The organism is Streptomyces sp. RLB3-17 (genome assembly GCF_007113425.2).
In the GTDB taxonomy this organism is placed as follows: Bacteria; Actinomycetota; Actinomycetes; order Streptomycetales; family Streptomycetaceae; genus Streptomyces; species Streptomyces mirabilis_D.
The window spans coordinates 251244-265211 of record NZ_CP041610.2 but is presented as its reverse complement, the minus strand read 5'-3'; the positions used below and the strand labels follow the sequence as shown (position 1 = coordinate 265211).

Below are 13968 nucleotides of genomic sequence, written 5' to 3'. Positions count from 1 at the left end.
CCGACGCCCCGCAGCGCACCCACGAACGGGTCGGGGATCACCCTGTTCATGCGGAGCAGGGTCGTCATCGAGAATGCCCTCAATATGACGGGGCGACACCGGCGCACGGGAGTACGGTCGGACGGGCCCCGCGTGTGTCGGCGAGGCCCATCGTCGGTCACCCTCAGGGGGCGTGGCCAGAGATTCTGAAGGATTCCCGCGGTGGCCTCGTGGGAGCGCTACGGCACGTCGACGGGGTCGAAGATCTCGGCGGTGCCGAAGAGCCCCGAAATGAGGGTGACGAAGTCGACCTTGCTGTTCAGCAACGCGTCGGGGTCGATGGCGCGCTGGGCCTCGTCCCAGTACTCCTCCTTGAGCCGGGTCCGGTCGTAGAAGACGCGTACGAACTCCAGGATCACGCCGAGGAATTCCTGGTAGTTCTTCTCGTACCGGGTGAGCACCTCCTCTTCGGACTCGGGGTGGTCCAGGACGCGCCCGAGGCCATCGGCGAGACGCTCGGCGGCTCGCATTGCGAGCGTCACGCCCGAGGACAGCAGCGGGTCGACGAACGCGGCGGCGTCCCCGACCAGGGCCCACCCCGGACCTTGGAAGCGTGTCGCCTGGTACGACCAGTCCTTGATGGTGCGCACGCCGCTGACCTGGACCGCGTTCCGGGTCAGACGGCTGACCTCGCAGGTACGGGTGAGCTGCTCGTGAAGGAATGCCTCCGCGTTCTGGGGGGCTGCCTTCTTGTACTGCTCCACAGGGGTCACGTAGCCGATGCTGACCGTGCCGTCGGCCAGGGGGATGTACCAGATCCAGCCCTCGGGAAGGTTTTCGACGAGGGTGTCCCCCGCCCGGTTGCCGGCGTAGAGTTCGCAGCCCTGCCAGTACGACCACACGGCGATGTTGCGCAGGTCGTCGTGCCAGTTCAGCAGGTCGAACCGGCGTGCCAGCAGGTGCTGCTGTCCCGAGGCGTCGACGAGCATCCGGCATCGCGCGGTCCGCGGGGTCACCGCTGCCTTCGTCTGGTAGGTCACGCCCGTGACGCGTTCGCCGTCCTGGACGATGTCCTTGACGGTCGCCTCCTCGACGACGACCGCACCGAGCTCCCTGGCCCGCGCCAGCAGCAGTGCGTCGAAGTCGGCCCGGCGCACCTGATGCACGTACTCGTACGGCGATCCTTCGTTGAAGCGGAAGTCCCAGGGCTCTACGCCCGCGCCCCACACGAACGTCGCTCCGTACTTGCGCAGGTATCCGATCTCGTCCAGTCGCTCGCGTAGGCCCATCCGTTCCAGTGCGGGCACCAAACCGGGATTGAGTGACTCCCCGATGTGGTAGCGGGGGAACTTCTCTCGCTCGAGCAACAGCACCCGGCGGCCGTCCTTGGCCAGCAGGCCGGCTGTCACCGCCCCTGCTGGTCCGCCTCCGACCACGATCACGTCGTACTGCTCGTCGATACTGATCTCGTAACTCCTGTCGGCTTCATGGTGGATAGGGTCTGCTGTGCCGGAGGTCGGTGGGCGTTGAGCGGCCTCGGGGAAGACCTGACACAGCCGCGTTGGCCGCGGTGAACAGCACGGCAGTCAGCACACGCTGCGGACGAGGGGACCAGGGCTGCTTCGGCCGGAATCCCGACTAACAGCCCGAGGCAGGCGGCAGCCATGAAGGGGAGGTACCGGCGGCCGAACTCCAGGCCGCTGCGTGCTTTCGCCCAGCGGGAATGTTTCCAGGGAAGCCTCAGCCCAACAGCAGCCCCGACGGCAGCATGATCGAGTCCAGGTGCGTCACACTGCCAAGTCCAGGAAGATGCGGCGTTCAGGGCGCGCCAACCGGTTCATGATCGTGGACTCCTGATCCAGATGCGAAGAAGCGGAAATCTCGAAGGGCGTGTTCAGCCGTCTCTGAGAGCGCAGCTCGGCGAAAGCGGCTGCGAGGAAATGACCGTCCGCGGAGGGACCCCCTCGGCCAACGCCACGGAACGTTACCGGGTCGCACCGGTTGAATCTGCGACGTTGGCCACTCTGACGTGCGGAAACACCCGAACGAGTGGCTTGCCGTTCCCTCGCCCCGTGAGTGATCGTTTCCACGTCGGAGTGCAGGATGTGACGAGAGGTGGCGTGAGTCCGGCCACGGGTTTGTCGGATCCTGCCGTCCATCTCTGCTGTCGCCGTCGCGTTGGACATTGACCGCCGCACTGTCTGCCGCTTCATTGCATCAGGCGAACTGCCGTCGTCGACCTGCGAACGGCAATGTCATCTTCCCGAGTTCGTGTCCCCGCGACCAGCCTCGAAGCGTTCGTCAACAAGAAGACGGTCGCTTGTCCGGTAGTCCGGCGCTGACGCCGAGGTGCTGACTGTCCTTCCCGCCCCTCGATCGAGGAGTGTTTCCCTGTACATCCGTAAGCTGACAACCGGCAACTCGCAGGTCACTGTCCGCAACCGGGTCGGCGAACGCTTCAGCGAGTCATTCGCCTTGAAGGCGCAGGCGCGTGAGTGGGGCGCCGAGCTGAGAGCCAGTTCGCCCAGCGAGGGAATCAGAACCCGTGGGCTGGAGCTGTCGGTTCGGCGAGTGGCATGACCGCTGGTGGAGTGCCCGCTGAACCACGTCCTCCCGTATTGGAGTGAGTGGGAGAAGCGGGACGTGAATCGCATGGACGTGCAGGGCTGGGTCCGTGCTCGTACAACTGGATGGCTTAGCCGATGCGGGCCGCCTTCGACGACGACATCCTGGCGGTCAGCCCGTGCGGCCGGGCCGACCTGCCGGAGATCGCCGTCAAGCCGCCACAGTGGTTCACGGTCGACGAGGCGCAGAGCCTCTTAAGCCGGCTTTCCGCAGCCTGGCGGACGACCACCGTCACCAAGGGGCCAGGCCGTCCCCCGGGTGCTGGCGTTCACCAAGCTCATCGAGGCCCGAGCCCATGCCCGGAAGAACGACGCCAAGGCCGCCTCGAAGGCACTGAAAGCCTCCGAGGACCTGCTGGGGCAGGCGAAGGACAACAGCGGCGACGAGCCCGCGTGGATCGACTTCTATCACCACGCCCGCCTCTCCGCGGACGCCGCCGAGATCTTCCGCGACCTGAAGAATCCCAAGATGGCCCTGACCTGGAACCAGCAAGCCGCCGCCATGCCGACCAGGGTGATCACCCGCTCTGTCGGCATGCGGCTCGCCATCGTCGGAACCGCCTACCTCCGGTTGGCCCGACGCGAGTTCAAGTGCTGCACGTGTCGTACTTTCAACGCCCAGCCGGCCCGGAAGGACACGGCATCCGTCGTAGAAACGCAGGGCGCTCGTAGCGAGACCCACTCGCCGCGCGAAGGCGCTGATGCTCAGTAGTTCTGTGGTGCCGTCCATGGACCCGATGGTTGACCTTCATCCAACTTGAAGGTCAACTCGCACTTCGGCCGCGTTCCACGCCACCACCAAGCACGGGAGCTTCCTCAGCGTCAACCCCCGAAGGACTTCCAAACTCGACCACTAAGAACCGGCTTCCAGCCCCATGGCCTTGTGGTCCGCGAGTGGCTGACGTGCGTACGCCAGGGGTGTGACGACCGCGATGGTCCTGTTGTCGTGTGCCTTGATCGCGCGTTGGGCGGAGTGCGGAACCTCACGATGACGATGCCGTGCCGGATGCGGTCCTGCTCGGGGCCTACTGGCTCGCGTCGTCCGAGCGGGATGACCAGGACGTCGTCATCCATCGCGCAGGCGGGTGGGACCGGACCACGATGGTCATCTGGTCGGCGGTGACGGTTGTCGCCAGCGCGGTGCCGGCCGTTGCGGGCCGGCTCACCTGAGAGGTGGAGACGTTGAATTTGGCCGGTTCGGGAACTGGTGGAGGTGAGCATGAGCGGTGCGAGATGGCTGGGCCGGGCTGCGGCGGCAGGCGCCCCTGACGTCAGTCAGTTGCTGCGTGAACAACTGGTGGAGATGATCTCTTCCATTCGCTCGCAAGCAGCGATGATGCACGGTCTGGCTCTTGAAGGCGCGGGCGACCTTCCGGTCACCGTTCGGGCAGCGGGAAGATCCGACGGGGGTGACCTCCTGGCCCTGGCCGAGGACCCGCCGTGACGTTGATTCGAGACTGGCCTTCTTCGTCCCAACGGGATACGGCGGTGTGACTTGACGTCATCCCCTCCCATCTCGGGGATGTCCGGCTGCGCTTGGCGCCAGGTGAGGGGGTATCAGGGCGGGCAGCGCGGTGAACCGGAACCGGTCGACGGGCTCGCGGCTGACTGAAGCTTCCCCTTGATCTCGGACCAAGGAGCTGCAGGTGGACAGCCTGTCCGGGCGACTTGGGCTGTTTGTCCGCCAGCGGGAGGCGAGTCGGAATGGCAGGCTCAGGCGCCGGCCGTGACGGGCTGCGGGGCGCGGCGATGTCGTGGCGCGGAACAAGGGATCGGACTGATCGCAACAGGCACGGTCAAGTGGTTCAACGCCGACAAGGGGTTCTACTTCATCCAGCCGGATGGTGGCAGGCCGGACGTGTTCGTCCACTTCTCCGCCATCGAGGTGGAGGGCTTCAAGGAGCTACAGGAGGGTGACAAGGTCGAATCCCAGGTCACTCAGGGGCCCAAAGGACCGCAGGCGGAGCAGGTCCACCGCAGGTAGAGCCCTCCTCGTCGCGCTCTCCCAGCCAGTGGCCGCTGGGACAGGGCACCGAACCGATCACGCCGGCTGGTAGTACCGGTGCCCCTGGGGCAGCGGATTACACAGACCACTGTGGGGCTGCCGTCTGAGTAGACGGGCACCAGGATCGCGACGGCTCGGGCCAGCCCACGCGCGCCTCCGGTTACCGCTGCGGGATGGTGAGTTCACGGCCGCGGCAGAAGCCTTCCCGCTCCTCGACGACGTACGGGGCCATGGCCGCTCGCCGCTGCGCCTCCCGCTCCGAGGTCCGCCAGAAGTCGCATGCCTCTTGGAGTCTCAGAACGACACCCCGGTGATCTCCTGTCCGTCCTCGGAGCAGTGCGCGTAGGCGCGGCGCATGCCCTCCGGGTGGGAGGGGCCGGGCGTCATGCCCTCTCGAACTCCTCCAAGGTGCCCGGCTGTAGGCGGCGCGTCGTTACCCAGGTGAAGTGTTCCTCCATGGCGTTCCTGGGCTTGCCGGCCCCCTCTCGGACCGCCGTAGGTCCCAAGCACCGTTCCTGCCTGCGTGGCGATCGAGGTGCTGCCGAGGATCCCTGGCGCGGTTCCCGGCCGCGTTGGCCTGGTGTCATCGGACGTTTCCGGTTGTGGGGTCCGGTGGCGGATGATGTGAAGGGGCGACCGTGGCGGTTCGCCGGTTCGGCGTCCGCGCGTCGTTTCCCATCGGTGGGTGATGGCGATGAAGGATTCGATCCGGATCGGGAGTCTCCGGGGAGTGGCGCTGCGTGCGCACTGGAGTGTGCCGTTGATCATGTTCCTTCTTGCGTACGGTCTGGCCAGCCGGACGCTGCCCGGGTACGCGCCGGGCCTGGCGCCGGTGGTGTACGCGGTCGCAGGAGTCGTCGGTGCCCTGTTGTTGCTGGTGAGCCTGGTGGTGCATGAGGCGGCGCATGCGCTGACGGCCCGCAGGGCCGGGATACCTGTGCGGGACGTGACGCTGTGGGCGCTCGGCGGAATGACCCGGATGGACCGGCCGACGACGGCGCGGGCGGCGTTCACGGTCGCCGTCAGCGGGCCGCTTGCCAGCCTGGTGCTCGGCGGGGCCGCCATAGGAGGTGCGGCGGGGTTGGACGCGGCGCTGGGCTGGCGGATACCGGTGGCCGTGCTGGGCTGGCTGGGTGGCACGAATCTTCTGCTGGGCGTCTTCAACCTGCTGCCGGCCGCGCCACTGGACGGGGGCCGGGTGCTCCAGGCCCTGCTGTGGTGGCGTACGAGGGACCGCGAACGGGCCCAGCGGGCGGCCGGGCGCAGCGGACAGCTCGTCGGTATGGCGCTGGCCGTTGTGGGGTGGCTGGCGTTCGTGAGGGGGGTGTCGGGCGGATTGTGGCTGGTGGTCATCGGTGTGTTCGTGGCGGTCACCGCGGCGGCCGAACGACGGTGGGCGGAACTGTTCACGGCCCTGCGCGGCGTACGGGTGGCGGAGGCGATGACCAGTCCGGTGGTTACCGGTCCCGACTGGCTGACCGTGGACCGCTTCCTGTCCGAGGTGGCCGCTCAAGCCGGGCACTCGGTGCTGCCGCTGCTGGACTTCGAGGGCCATGCCGGCGGTGTCGTACGGCTGCGCCGACTGGCCGCCGTGCCGTCCGGGCAGCGCGAGTCGCTGAGGGCACGCGACATGGCGAATCCACTGTCGCAGTGCACGCTCGCCGCACCGGACGAGCTGCTGATCTCCGTCCTCGAGCGCCTGGGCTCCGGCGGCGGGCTGCCCATCCTGGTCATGGACGGCGGCCGTCTCGGCGGGATCGTCACCGCGCACGACATCGACCGGCTCGCCCGGCGGGACACGTTGAGCCCAGATCGCGGTGCTGCACCTCCTGCTGGTGGTGTCGGCCGCCCTGGCATCGATGCGTAGCCGCTTCTCATCGATCTGAGGTCCGCGAAGGACGAGCATGACGCGTACAACCTGGACACCACCGACGGCACCAAGGTCTTGATCTGGGACTGCAACGGGCAGAACAACCAGAAGTGGAACATCAACTCGGACGGGACCATCACGAACGTCAACGCCGGGTTGTGCCTGGACGCGTGCAACGCGGCGACGATCAACGGGACGTCGCTGGTGCTGTGGACCTGCAACGGCGGGACCAACCAGCAGTGGAGTCAGAGTTGATCTGGCAGTCCTGTGGGCGCGGGCGGATACCGTCCGGCGGCGCCCACGCGCACCCCGGACAGAGCCACAACGGGCCCCGGCCGCGAGGTCACACCTCGTCCGTGGGACTCGCCTCTCCGCTCAGCCCTGCGCGCATGGCGAGCAGCCCGGCCTGTACCCGGCTCTCGCAGTGCAGTTTCTCCATGATCCGCGAGACATGGGCCTTCACGGTCGGCACGCGCAGGCCCAGCCGCCGGCCGATCTGGGCGTTGCTCAGCCCGTCCGCTATCGCCACCAGCACCTCCCGCTCGCGTGGTGTGAGCGAGGGCAGCCGGGGCGGCACGGCCGGCGGTGGCTCGGCGGCCGCCCGGGCCACCAGGTGGTTCACCGCCTCGGGGGCGAGGGCATGGAGGCCGGCCGCGGTGTTCCGTACCGCGTCGAGGACCTGGCCCGGCTGGGCGTCCTTGAGCAGGAAGCCATGGGCGCCGGCCCGAAGCGCTGGCAGCAGATAGGTTTCGGCGTCGAACGTGGTCAGCATCAGGATCCGCGGCGGTGCGGGCAACGCGGACAGTTCCCCGGCGGCGCCTACTCCGTCCAGGCCGGGCATCTGCACGTCCAGCAGCACCACGTCAGGGGTCAGCCGGGCACAGGCCTCGACCGCGGCCCGCCCGTCGTCGGCCTCGGCGACCACCGTGATGTCGGGAGCGGTCTGCAGCAGCAGGCGCAACCCGGTGCGGACCAGGGCCTCGTCGTCGGCGAGCAGGACCCGGATCACTGAGCCTCCCCGACGGGTTCTGCCCTCATCGTCCCCTGCTCCCGGTTCGGTGCGGGCGACGCGACGGGCAGCCGGAGCTGGACCCGGAACACGCCGTCCCGGTTCTCGGTGTCCAGGGTGCCGCCGAGTAGCGCGGCCCGCTCCCGCAGACCGCGCAGGCCCAGGCCCGCGCCCTCGCCGGCCGCCTCACCGGGCAGGCCGGTCACCGGGTTGGTCACCTCGCACTCCAGGTTCTCCCTGTCCACCCGCAGCCCCAGTGTGGCGCGGGCGCCGTGGGCGTGCTTGCGGATGTTGGTCAGCGCCTCCTGGACGATTCGGTAGACCGTGTGCTCCACCGCCGGCGGCAACGGCTTTGCGCCAGCCCGGACTTCCGTCACCGTCGCGGACCACGGCGCCCAGTCCACGGGGACGCCCGCCACCGCCGAATCGGCCAGCAACTGGGGGAGATCCTGCAGTGCCGGGCCTGGCTGGAAGGAACTCTCGACGGTCTCCGGGTCACGCAGCACATCGAGGATCTGGCGCAGCTGAGCCAGCGCGCGCCTGCCGGTGACTCTGACCAACTCACCGGTCTCGCGGGCTCGCTCCGACTCCTGCGGGTCCACACTCAGCGCGCCCGCGTGCAGCGTGATCAGGCTTACCTCGTGAGCCACCACGTCGTGCATCTCACGCGCCAGCGCGGCCCTCTCCTCCGCACGGACCCGGCGCGCGATCAGCAGCGCCTCCCGCTCGGCCTGCTCGGCGCGCTCGGCCAGCTCCTCCAGCCTGGTGTGCCGGTACCGGATCACCGTGCCGCGCCAGGCGGGCGCGCCCACCAGCAGGGCCGCCGCGATGACGCCCGTCGCCGGGGCTCCCGTGGTGAACTGACCGAGCACCGCGGTGGCGTAGACGCCGTACCGCAGGGGGCTCGTCGCCCGCCGTCTGGCCAGCGAGTACATCGCGAACGGCAGGGCCGGCTGAGCGGTCAGCAGGCTCACGCCGGCGACCACGGCCGCCACCAGCGTGGGCCGGCCGCGCCGCCAGGCCAGCAGGAGTCCGGTGGCGCACGCCAGGATGGCGGAGACAGCGAACGGCAGGGGCAGCAGGGAGCGCGGTGCGGCGGTCGGCAGGAGTCCGCCACTGGCGATCAGCGCCGCCAGCACCCAAGCCATCGGCTCGGACGGCCACTTGACCCGGGCAGGGCGAGCCGCAACGGAGATCGGCGCAGAGGAGACGGACACGCGTGCCACGGTAAAGGACCCTTCGGTGATCGTTCCGGGAACCGCCGCCGACCGGCGGAGAGCGGCCGCGCCTAGCCGGGACGGAGCGTGCCCCGGTGGGCCGGCGTGAGACCGAGAGGCTCAGGGCTTGGCGTTCTCGCTGCTCTTGTCGTTGTCCTGGGCGGCCTCGTCCTTGGCAGACGGCAGGGCCTGGGTGGCGGTGACCTTCCCGTCCCGGTAGCAGATCTGAAAAGTCTGCTTCTCCTCCAGGGACACGTGCTTCTGCAGGTAGTAGTCACAGGTGGTGCCGGCCGGCGGCTTTGGCTTGTCCTGCGGCTGGAGACCGCCGGGCTCCCCGATGCGGTCGCGCACGGCGTCCCGGTTCTCGCCGACGTGAACGCCCCTGAACTGAGCCGTGGTGATCGTGTGCGAGGTGATGTCGCTCTCGACGTGCCTGATGCTGAACCAGAGACCGACTCCGGCGAGCACGGCGAGTCCCAGGATCCCGAGCAGGATCTTTCCGGCAGCGCGCATCGCAGAACTCCTTGGTTATGGGGGTACCGACGTCCTTTGACGTCGTCCAAGCAGTCTGTTGCGGCACTCCGCGCTGATCGTCGCCCTGGACGAGGAACCCGACCCCCGACTTTCGTATCCCCCCACGTCCTCGGTACGGAAGAAACCGTCGGCAAGCCCCGACATCGTTCCGCTGCGAAGGACGCCGTCACCGTCCACTGACCGTCACTGATCGCTGGGCCCGCCGAGCCAACGGTCGGGAGCATGGTCGCTCCGGCGCCCCCGGCCTCCAGTCCGAACGCACCGGCGGGGAACCGCTTGCCGCTCAAAGCGCCCTGGGAGTACTGCTGCTGTCCGTCCTGTCCGCCCTGTTCACCCCGGTGTTCGTGTCCCGGCGGCCGTGGGGCGGTGGCCGGCGGAGGACTCCCGCGTGAGCTGTGCGATACGACGCCCAAGCGGCGGCCCGCCCGAAGCCGCGGCAGTTGATTGATTGATGTATGCCGGTCGGGTCCCGGTGGACGTGCGACGGCAGGTCTCGCGCGGCTCCTCGCTACCGTCCAGGAACGTTGGCCAAAGGCCCTGTGTGCGTGGCGGAGGCACGCGCCGCGTGGATGCCCGGCCACCGCCCGTGGCACCGCTCTCCAGTGATCTTCGTGGATCCACGAGCGGTACTCTGCTCCACTTGGCCGCGGTGCTCGACGCGCCTTGCTGCCGCAGGCGCTGCTGCGGCCGGTTCGTCGCCGCGGTTTCGCTCAGGAACAGGGTGGCGGCCCCCGCACGGCGGGAGCGCTGGTCATGCCCGGTTGCTCACGCGGGCGTCGTAAGTGGGGTTCTTGCGGTGGGTAGGTGCCAGGGCGGGACACGGGTGTGGAGGGGCCGGGACTGTTCTGCCCAGATGGTTTTTCCGGTGAGTGTGTGGCGGGTGCCCCAGCGTTCGGTGAGCTGGCCGACGAGAAACAGACCGCGGCCGCCCTCGTCGAGGTCACGGGCTCGGCGCGGGTGCGGTGAGGTGCTGATGGCGTCGGAGACTTCGCAGATCAGGGCGGTGTTGCGGATGAGCCGCAGTTGGATTGGGGCGCTGGCGTGGCGGATGGCGTTGGTGACGAGTTCGCTGACGATCAGCTCGGTGGTGGCAGCTGCCTCCTGCAGGCCCCAGGTCATGAGCTGGTCGGTGGCACGTCGGCGCGCGTCTACGACTACGACCGGGTCGGCGGGCAGGTCCCAGGAGGCCACATGGGAGGGGCCCAGCGCGTGAGTGCGGGCGACGAGGAGGGCGACGTCGTCCGGCCGCGTGGGCAGGAGCTCCTTGAGGATGCTGTCGCAGGTTGTCTCGAGCGAAGGAGCGGGCTCGGCCAGGACGCGCAGAAGCGTCCGCAGTCCGGAGTCGATGTCGTGGTCGCGGGCTTCGACCAGTCCGTCGGTGTACAGAACGAGCAGGCTGCTTCGGGGAGTTGGGACTCGGTGGCTTCGAACGGCAGGCCGCCAACGCCCAGTGGGGGACCGGGTGCCACGCGGAGGAAGTCAATGGAGCCGTCCGGAGTGACGGCTGCCGGGGGCAGATGGCCGGCGCTGGCGAGCGTGCAACAGCGCGAGACCGGGTCGTAGACCACGTACAGGCACGTCTCGCCGACCTCCGAGACCGATTCGATTCCCTCTTCGATCTCTTCCAGGGTGAGATCGTCAAGCTGGGTCAGCAGCTCGTCCGGGGGAATGTCGACATCAGCGAGGGTGCGTACCGCGGTGCGCAGACGTCCCATGGCGGCGGAGGCGTGTATGCCGTGCCCCACGACGTCGCCGACGACCAGAGCCACGCGGGCGCCTGAGAGAGGGATGACATCGAACCAGTCACCGCCGACACCGGCCTTGGGATCCGCCGGAAGATAACGCGTCGCCGTCTCCACCGCCAGCTGGGCGGGCCGGTGATGCGGGAGCAAACTGCGTTGCAGCACCAGATCGACACCCTCGCCGCCCTCCTGCGGAATGGTGGCCTCAAGGAACCACTGGACTGCTTTTCGGCGTCTGTCAGGGGGCAGGCACGCACATCGGCTTCCAGCGGACGACCCGCCTGGTTGCGCAGTGCAACCCGTCCAAGACACGCCTCGCGCCGCGCGAGACTCCGACGAGCCGAATCCGGAAGACCAACGGCCAGAAGTTTCGACGCCGGGCGCCCTACGACCTCCCCCGGTGCGTATCCCAGAAGCAGCCGGGCACCACGGCTCCACGCGGTGACGACGACCTGCGCGTCAACAGCCGCGGCAGCCACCTCCGCCCCCTGGGGAGTGCCATACAGGGGGGTGCCATAGATACGCATCGTTCTCTTCCCGCGTCTGCTCCTTCTCCCGCGTGAGGGCGACGAGACGAAGTTCGCCTCCGTAAGTCCGACAACCAATGCGGCCAGGCCAGAAAAGGGTCATGGGGCACCTGGGCGTCGTTGGCGACCACACCCCGTCGCCTCCGGTGGGCGAGGAGTGCTCCAATCCAGACGGCATCTCATCCAGACGGCATCTCAACTGGCGCCCGGGCACGCTGTTGAGTTCTCAAGCCAGTAATCTGGTCCTACGTATTCCATTTTTCCCCACCCTCCAGAAACGAAATTTGCTTAACAAGAGGTAGCGATCAAAAGGAGGCGACCGTTGGCAGGGCGGTTGGCTGCCCGTCGACGAGCGCCGTATGGACTGAGTCCTGGTCGGCGGGTTGCCGGCGGGGCACCCGGTCCGGGCAGCGACCGCCGTTCCGGTCGTCCCCACCACCGCAGGAAACGCTGCGGTGGTGGGGAATCCGGTCGACACGCGCAACGTTTCCCCAACAGGCTCCATAGTGCTGGGACAAGCGGGGGCCTATGCAGGGAGGTGAACGGCTACGGGCATTCCTTTCGGGCCGCACCTGTCGGTGCCGGGGCTGCCACCAGTGCGCGGCGTCGGTGTCGAGGCAGGCAGGGCTGCCATGCGCTTGGTCCGGCTCCCGCTCGACATGGCCGCGGAGAGCGTCGGGCAGCTGACCGGCCAGTTCAGTCGTTCCATGCCCTGGCGGTCGACGGGCCGGGATGAACAGCCGCCGACCGGTTCGGGGATTCCGGTGATGTTGGTGCACGGGCTGGCCGACCGGGAATCGATCGTCTCGCCGCTGCAGCGCCAGCTGCGCGGCTGCGGCGTGGGCTCTCTTGCCCTGGCCAGCTATAACGTACTCACCCCGGACATCCGCACCGCGGCCCGTGCGCTGGGCGAGCAGGTGGAACTGGCGTCTGCCCAAAGCTCGGGGCTGCCAGTGGTCGTGATCGGGTACAGCCTGGGCGGGCTGATCGCCCGCTACTACGTGCAGCGGCTCGCTGGGGACGCCTACGTGCCGCTGGTGATCACGCTGGCGACGCCGCACGGCGGGACCGCAACGGCCCTGCTGGCCCCGGCCCATCCACTACTGCGCCAACTACGGCCGGGAAGCGAGCTGCTGACCGAGCTCGCCGAGCCCGCCGCGGGATGCCGCACGCGCTTCGTGGCCTTCTACAGCGACCTGGACGAGGCCGTCATACCGGCCGCCAGGGGACGCATCGACCATCCCGACCTTGCGGCCCGCAACGTGCTCGTGCCCGGTGTTGGCCACCTGACGCTGCCCCTCCACCAGCCGGTCGTCGAGCAGGTGCGCTCGCTGCTGACCGCGATCCAGCAGGCCACCTTCGGCGCATGACCGTCCTGCCCGGCAACACCCCGCAGAGTGGCGGCCCGGTCACCCGCGGCACTGCCACCGGCCCCCGTGACAGCAGGGATGAAACGGCGGAGGCTGGCAGATAGCCGGTAAGAACGTCAGCACGAATGCGGACGGACGATATGACCTTTTCGCCCAGCCCCCAGAGCGGGTCGACGGTACGCCCGTATCGCCCCGAGGACGAACCGGGGGTGCGAGAGCTGATTGATGCCGACCGGCTGCCGGGACAGCCGCACTGCACCCCGGAGAAGCTGGCCGCGGCGCGGCGCGGTCTTGTCCCCCCGGCCGGCTGGGCAGTACCGACCCGGCCGCGGATCAGCGTTCTCGCCGATGCCGAGGACAATCCTCGCGGCATCATCGCGTACCTGTCCTGGACCGATGTGCACACCGGCCTCATCTGCTGGGTACACGCCCAGGAGGAACCCCCTGCCCTGCGTGCCTTGCTCAGCCATGCCCTGGCCGACCTTGCCCCCTGCCCGCAGACCGACGCATTCGTCGGCGCTCCGCCAGGTCCCCTGGGGCCGGGCGGCCTACCCCGCACCCGCCGCGGCGCCACCCACGACGCCCTGCTGCAGACCGGCTTCACCGGCCGTCGGCAGGGCTGCTACCTCCACTGCGCCCTACCAGCAGAGCCCCCACCGACCAAGCTGGTCGCCGATGTCTTCCCCTGCGACTTCCCCCCGGGCCACCGACTGATCATCCGTGAGGCCGCAGAGCCGGTCGCCGAAGCCCTGGTCAGCGTCGGACCCGATCGCACCGCGACCGTGTACTGGATCGAGACCCAGCACACGCGCCGCCACTGCGGCCTGGGCCGCAAGCTGCTCGGTCAGGCCCTGGCCCTGCTGGCCGACCAAGGTGCCACCGAAGTCGCCCTGGTCGTCGATGACGCCTCGCAGCCCTGCCCTGACAGCCAGGCCGCCCACCGGCTGTTCGAGTCCTTCGGCTTCACCCTCGTCGACCAGCTGTGGACCTACCAGCACCGACGCCCCCGGGTCCCGCGGACTGCCGCGTGATCCCAGGGGCGTGACGCCCGGTGCTCAAAAGGGACGTGGCGCCAGGTAACCCCGCCCAAC

General features: G+C 68.8%; 13 protein-coding genes and 2 pseudogenes. 8 read left to right on the top strand and 7 right to left on the bottom strand.

The window, feature by feature from the left end:
* Positions 1-218: 218 nt before the first annotated feature.
* Positions 219-1421 carry a tryptophan 7-halogenase gene (locus FNV62_RS01390; protein ID WP_205523103.1) on the bottom strand — a complete coding sequence of 401 codons (1203 nt, stop codon included), beginning with the start codon at positions 1419-1421 and terminating at the stop codon, positions 219-221.
* Between the two features lie 1441 nt (positions 1422-2862).
* Here FNV62_RS01390 and FNV62_RS01385 point away from each other — a divergent pair.
* The 6 genes and pseudogenes from FNV62_RS01385 to FNV62_RS01355 all read left to right on the top strand — a co-directional run.
* Entirely contained in the window at positions 2863-3315 is a 453-nt protein-coding gene (locus FNV62_RS01385; protein ID WP_225900080.1) for a hypothetical protein, read from the top strand.
* A 287-nt stretch (positions 3316-3602) separates the two neighbouring features.
* Positions 3603-3773: a hypothetical protein gene (locus tag FNV62_RS01380; protein WP_164331470.1), complete on the top strand. Its 171-nt coding sequence runs from the start codon at positions 3603-3605 to the stop codon at positions 3771-3773.
* A 49-nt stretch (positions 3774-3822) separates the two neighbouring features.
* A complete protein-coding gene (locus FNV62_RS01375; RefSeq protein WP_143611893.1) occupies positions 3823-4047 on the top strand; it encodes a hypothetical protein in 225 nt (74 codons plus the stop codon).
* A gap of 336 nt (positions 4048-4383) precedes the next feature.
* Positions 4384-4587 (top strand): cold-shock protein, encoded by a 204-nt coding sequence (locus FNV62_RS01370; RefSeq protein ID WP_054229342.1) that lies wholly within the window; start codon positions 4384-4386, stop codon positions 4585-4587.
* A gap of 715 nt (positions 4588-5302) precedes the next feature.
* Positions 5303-6475, top strand: a complete 1173-nt coding sequence (locus FNV62_RS01360) for a site-2 protease family protein (protein WP_143611892.1) — start codon at positions 5303-5305, stop codon at positions 6473-6475.
* Positions 6476-6514: 39 nt separating this feature from the next.
* Positions 6515-6733 (top strand): annotated as a pseudogene (locus tag FNV62_RS01355) (ricin-type beta-trefoil lectin domain protein); the annotation flags it as partial.
* Between the two features lie 88 nt (positions 6734-6821).
* Here the strand turns inward: FNV62_RS01355 and FNV62_RS01350 are convergent.
* From FNV62_RS01350 to FNV62_RS56885, 6 genes and pseudogenes are all read right to left on the bottom strand, one after another.
* Complete coding sequence (locus tag FNV62_RS01350) at positions 6822-7487, bottom strand: response regulator (protein WP_144314463.1); 666 nt, start codon at positions 7485-7487, stop codon at positions 6822-6824.
* Positions 7484-8704, bottom strand: a complete 1221-nt coding sequence (locus tag FNV62_RS01345; protein WP_144314462.1) for a sensor histidine kinase — start codon at positions 8702-8704, stop codon at positions 7484-7486. The genes FNV62_RS01350 and FNV62_RS01345 overlap by 4 nt, the downstream gene beginning before the upstream one ends.
* Positions 8705-8824: 120 nt before the next feature.
* Positions 8825-9217: a hypothetical protein gene (locus tag FNV62_RS01340; protein WP_144314461.1), complete on the bottom strand. Its 393-nt coding sequence runs from the start codon at positions 9215-9217 to the stop codon at positions 8825-8827.
* Positions 9218-10003: 786 nt separating this feature from the next.
* A complete protein-coding gene (locus tag FNV62_RS56895) occupies positions 10004-10429 on the bottom strand; it encodes an ATP-binding protein (RefSeq protein WP_263986819.1) in 426 nt (141 codons plus the stop codon).
* An 81-nt stretch (positions 10430-10510) separates the two neighbouring features.
* Positions 10511-10983: pseudogene (locus tag FNV62_RS56890) on the bottom strand (PP2C family protein-serine/threonine phosphatase); the annotation flags it as partial.
* Positions 10887-11507: a PAS domain-containing protein gene (locus FNV62_RS56885; RefSeq protein ID WP_263985145.1), complete on the bottom strand. Its 621-nt coding sequence runs from the start codon at positions 11505-11507 to the stop codon at positions 10887-10889. The gene FNV62_RS56885 and the pseudogene FNV62_RS56890, both read right to left, overlap by 97 nt.
* A 632-nt stretch (positions 11508-12139) precedes the next feature.
* On the opposite strand from FNV62_RS56885, the gene FNV62_RS01330 reads away from it, so the two are divergent.
* Together FNV62_RS01330 and FNV62_RS01325 are read left to right on the top strand one after the other, a co-directional pair.
* Positions 12140-12877: an esterase/lipase family protein gene (locus FNV62_RS01330; RefSeq protein WP_144314460.1), complete on the top strand. Its 738-nt coding sequence runs from the start codon at positions 12140-12142 to the stop codon at positions 12875-12877.
* 209 nt (positions 12878-13086) lie between these two features.
* Complete coding sequence (locus FNV62_RS01325) at positions 13087-13908, top strand: GNAT family N-acetyltransferase (RefSeq protein WP_164657584.1); 822 nt, start codon at positions 13087-13089, stop codon at positions 13906-13908.
* The last annotated feature ends 60 nt before the right edge of the window (positions 13909-13968 follow it).

Coding starts and splice junctions, on each gene's coding strand:
- FNV62_RS01340 (WP_144314461.1), bottom strand. CDS start 9,217: ATGCGCGCTGCCGGAAAGATCCTGCTCGGGATCCTGGGACTCGCCGTG.
- FNV62_RS01330 (WP_144314460.1), top strand. CDS start 12,140: ATGCGCTTGGTCCGGCTCCCGCTCGACATGGCCGCGGAGAGCGTCGGG.
- FNV62_RS01360 (WP_143611892.1), top strand. CDS start 5,303: ATGAAGGATTCGATCCGGATCGGGAGTCTCCGGGGAGTGGCGCTGCGT.
- FNV62_RS01375 (WP_143611893.1), top strand. CDS start 3,823: ATGAGCGGTGCGAGATGGCTGGGCCGGGCTGCGGCGGCAGGCGCCCCT.
- FNV62_RS56885 (WP_263985145.1), bottom strand. CDS start 11,507: ATGCGTATCTATGGCACCCCCCTGTATGGCACTCCCCAGGGGGCGGAG.